The organism is Roseicyclus sp., from assembly GCF_052168335.1.
GTDB lineage: Bacteria > Pseudomonadota > Alphaproteobacteria > Rhodobacterales > Rhodobacteraceae > Roseibacterium.
In genome coordinates this window covers 1-3,652 of sequence record NZ_JBQLZP010000470.1, presented here as the reverse complement: position 1 = coordinate 3,652, position 3,652 = coordinate 1, and the positions used below count along the sequence as shown (strand labels likewise).

Here is a 3,652-nt window from a genome sequence, read left to right as displayed (position 1 = left end):
CGGGCAGGACCGCGGGCGGCGCGGCCGGAGGCGCGTCGAGCGGCCCGGCGAGGGGCGGGGCGGTGGCGGCGAGCAGTGCCGCGGCGGCGAGGAGGATCGGTCTCGACAAGGGGTGCGTCCCGTTCCGAATTCCATCCACATCATATCGTGCGTACGGGTCCCGGGTAAAGATGCGCGGGTCCGATCCGCGACGCGCGTGGCACGCCTGCGTCAGGGGTCGCGCGTGCGATCCTTCACCGCCTCCATCGAGACATGGGTGGACGTGCTCGCCACGTGGGGCAGGGCCGAGATCACCTCGCCCAGCGTGCGGCGGTAGGCGTCGATATCGGTGCTGCGGACCTTGAGCAGGTAGTCGAAGGCCCCCGCGATCATGTGGCATTCCTCGATCTCGGGCACGTCGCGGACGGCGGCGTTGAAGGCCGAGAGCGCCTTTTCCCGCGTGTCGGAGAGGCGCACCTCGACGAAGGTGACGTGGTTCCGCCCCAGCCGCGCCTGGTCGACGATGGCCCGGTAGCCGCGGATGTAGCCCGAGGCCTCGAGCCTGCGCACGCGCACCTGGCAGGGCGTCTTCGACAGGCCCACGCGGCGCGCCAGTTCCGTCACGGGGATGCGTCCGTCGCGGGCGAGGACGGCGAGAATCTTCCTGTCGTAGGCGTCGATCGGACTGTCCATCGTGCGTCTCGTATCCTTCTCGCCTGAAGATCGAAGGAATATCGGCCGATCCGCCTACGAAAGCAATGCAAATCGGGAAACCTGCCTCCGACCGCGCGTGTATCATGCGCCCATGAACCGCCAGAGCCCCGTCATGCCCGATCTCGCTTCGCGCCGCGCCGCGATCCACGCCCGCCACCGCGCCCCGGAGGCCGAGGTTCTCGCCGCCCTGATGGAGCCCGCGCCGCTCTCCGAGGTGGAACGCGTGGCCGCCGTCCGTCGTGCCACCGCGCTGGTGGAACGGATGCGCGGCGGCGCGCGCCCCGGCCTGATGGAGGTCTTCCTCGCCGAATACGGCCTCTCGACCGAGGAGGGCGTCGCGCTCATGTGCCTGGCCGAGGCGCTCCTCCGGGTGCCCGACGCCGAGACGGTGGACGCGCTGATCGAGGACAAGATCGCGCCGTCCGAATGGGGCGAGCATCTCGGGCGCTCCTCCTCCTCGCTCGTCAACGCCTCCACCTGGGCGCTGATGCTGACGGGCCGCGTCCTGCGCGAGGGCGAGGGGCCAGGCGTTGTCCGCACGCTTCGCGGCGCGGTCAAGCGGCTGGGCGAGCCCGTGATCCGCACCGCCGTCCGCCGGGCGATGCGCGAGATGGGCAACCAGTTCGTCCTGGGCGAGGACATCGCCGCCGCCATGGCGCGGGCCGAGGCGCAGGAGGCGCGCGGCTACACCTATTCCTACGACATGCTCGGCGAGGCCGCGATGACGGCCGGGGACGCCGCCTCCTTCGCGCGCGCCTATGCCGACGCCATCGCGCGGCTCTCGCGCAAGGCCAATTCGCCGGACGTCGCCGACAATCCCGGCATCTCCATCAAGCTCTCCGCGCTCCATCCCCGCTACGAGGAGGCGCAGCGCGACCGCGTGCTGGCCGAGCTGGTCCCGCGCGTCCGCGACCTCGTCCGCGCCGCCCGCGCCGCCAACATGGGCATCTCCATCGACGCGGAGGAGGCCGACCGGCTGGAACTGTCCCTCGACGTGATCGAGGCCGTCGCCCGCGACCCCGACCTCGCCGGCTGGGACGGCTTCGGCATCGTCGTGCAGGCCTATTCCCGCCGCGCCGCGCCCGTCATCGACTGGACCGAGGCGCTGGCCGCCGACCTCGGCCGCCGCTTCATGGTCCGCCTGGTCAAGGGCGCCTACTGGGACACCGAGATCAAGCGCGCCCAGGTCGAGGGGCTGGAGGATTTCCCGGTCTTCACGCGCAAGGCCGCCACGGACGTGTCCTACCTCGCCTGCGCGCGGAAGCTCATGGACTACGCGCCGCGCCTCTACCCGCAATTGGCCACCCACAACGCCCACACCGTCGCCGCGATCCTCGAAATGGCGGGGGTGGAGCGGCGCGGCTTCGAGTTCCAGCGCCTGCACGGCATGGGCGAGGCGCTGCACGACATGGTGATGCGCGACGAGGGCACGCGCTGCCGCATCTACGCGCCCGTGGGCATGCATCGCGACCTCCTCGCCTACCTCGTGCGGCGGCTGCTGGAAAATGGCGCCAACAGCTCCTTCGTGAACCAGGTGCTCGACGCCTCGGTGCCCGCCGGCACGGTCGCCGCCGATCCCTTCGCGGCCGAGGGGCTGGGCCGGCTCCACCCCGCGGTGCGGCTGCCCGCGGACCTCTTCGCGCCCGAGCGGGTCAACGCCCGCGGCGTGGACCTGGGCGACCCCGCCGCCATCGCGGCCTTCGAGGCGGCGCGCGCGCCCTTCCGCACGGCGCGGTGGACCGCCGGTCCGGTCCTCGCGGTCGAACCGGGGCAGGGCGCGACCGAGGCCATCCGCAACCCCGCCGATCCGACCGACCTCGTGGGCGAGGTCACGCTCGCCGCACCCGGCGATGTCGCCCGCGCCGCCGACGCCGCCCGCCCCTGGGAGGCCGCGCCCGAAGCCCGCGCCGAGGCGCTGACCCGGGCCGCCGACCTCCTCGAGGCGCATGGGCCCGAGCTCTTCGCCATCCTCGCGCGCGAGGCGGGCAAGTCGCCCCGCGACGCCGTGGCGGAACTCCGCGAGGCGGTCGACTTCCTGCGCTACTACGCCGCCCGCGCGCCGGAACTGACCGATCCGCCCCAGGGCGTCTTCGCCTGCATCAGCCCCTGGAACTTCCCGCTCGCCATCTTCACGGGGCAGGTGGCCGCCGCCCTCGCCGCAGGCAATGCCGTCCTCGCCAAGCCCGCCGAGGCGACGCCGCTGGTCGCCGCCCGCGCCGTCGCGCTCCTCCACGAGGCGGGCGTGCCGCGCACCGCGCTCCAGGTCCTGCCCGGCACCGGCGCCGAGGTCGGGGCCGCGCTCACCTCCTGCCCTCGGGTCTCGGGTGTCGCCTTCACCGGCTCGACCGGCACGGCGCAGGCGATCCACCGCGCCATGGCGGACCACCTCGACCCCGCCGCCCCCCTCATCGCCGAGACCGGCGGCATCAACGCGATGGTGGTCGATTCGACCGCGCTCCCCGAACAGGCGGTGCGCGACATCCTCGCCTCCGCCTTCCAGTCGGCGGGCCAGCGCTGCTCCGCCCTGCGGCTCCTCTACCTGCAGGAGGACATCGCGCCCGCCTTCCTCCGGATGCTCTTCGGCGCCATGGACGAGCTCCGCCTCGGCGACCCCTGGCATCTCGCCACCGACGTGGGCCCGGTGATCGACGGCAGCGCGCGGGACGGCATCCGCGCCTACGTCGAGGCCGCGCGCGCGGGCGGCCGCGTGCTCCACGAGCTCGCGGCGCCGACCGAGGGCCATTTCGTGGCCCCCGTCGTCCTGCGGGTCGCGGGCATGGCCGATCTCGAGCGCGAGGTCTTCGGCCCGGTCCTCCACGTCGCCACCTACGCCGCCGACCGCCTGCCGCAGGTGATCGCCGAGGTGAACGCCTCGGGATACGGGCTGACCTTCGGGCTGCACACCCGGATCGACGCGAAGGTCGAGGCGGTCAGCCGCGCGATCGTCGCGGGCAACGTC

General features: G+C 73.3%; 2 protein-coding genes. One reads left to right on the top strand and one right to left on the bottom strand.

Translation table 11 applies throughout. The features are described 5' to 3' along the window. Nucleotides 1–210: 210 nt before the first annotated feature. Nucleotides 211–672 carry an Lrp/AsnC family transcriptional regulator gene (locus ACTS11_RS14525; protein ID WP_442641017.1) on the bottom strand — a complete coding sequence of 154 codons (462 nt, stop codon included), beginning with the start codon at nucleotides 670–672 and terminating at the stop codon, nucleotides 211–213. 133 nt (nucleotides 673–805) lie between these two features. Between ACTS11_RS14525 and putA the strand changes: the two genes are divergently transcribed. Then, nucleotides 806–3,652 (top strand): bifunctional proline dehydrogenase/L-glutamate gamma-semialdehyde dehydrogenase PutA (gene putA, locus ACTS11_RS14520; protein ID WP_442641018.1); only part of this gene is annotated, 2,847 nt, incomplete at its 3' end.

Excerpts from the sequence above, each read along its gene's own strand:
- ACTS11_RS14525 (WP_442641017.1), bottom strand. The coding sequence starts at position 672 with ATGGACAGTCCGATCGACGCCTACGACAGGAAGATTCTCGCCGTCCTC.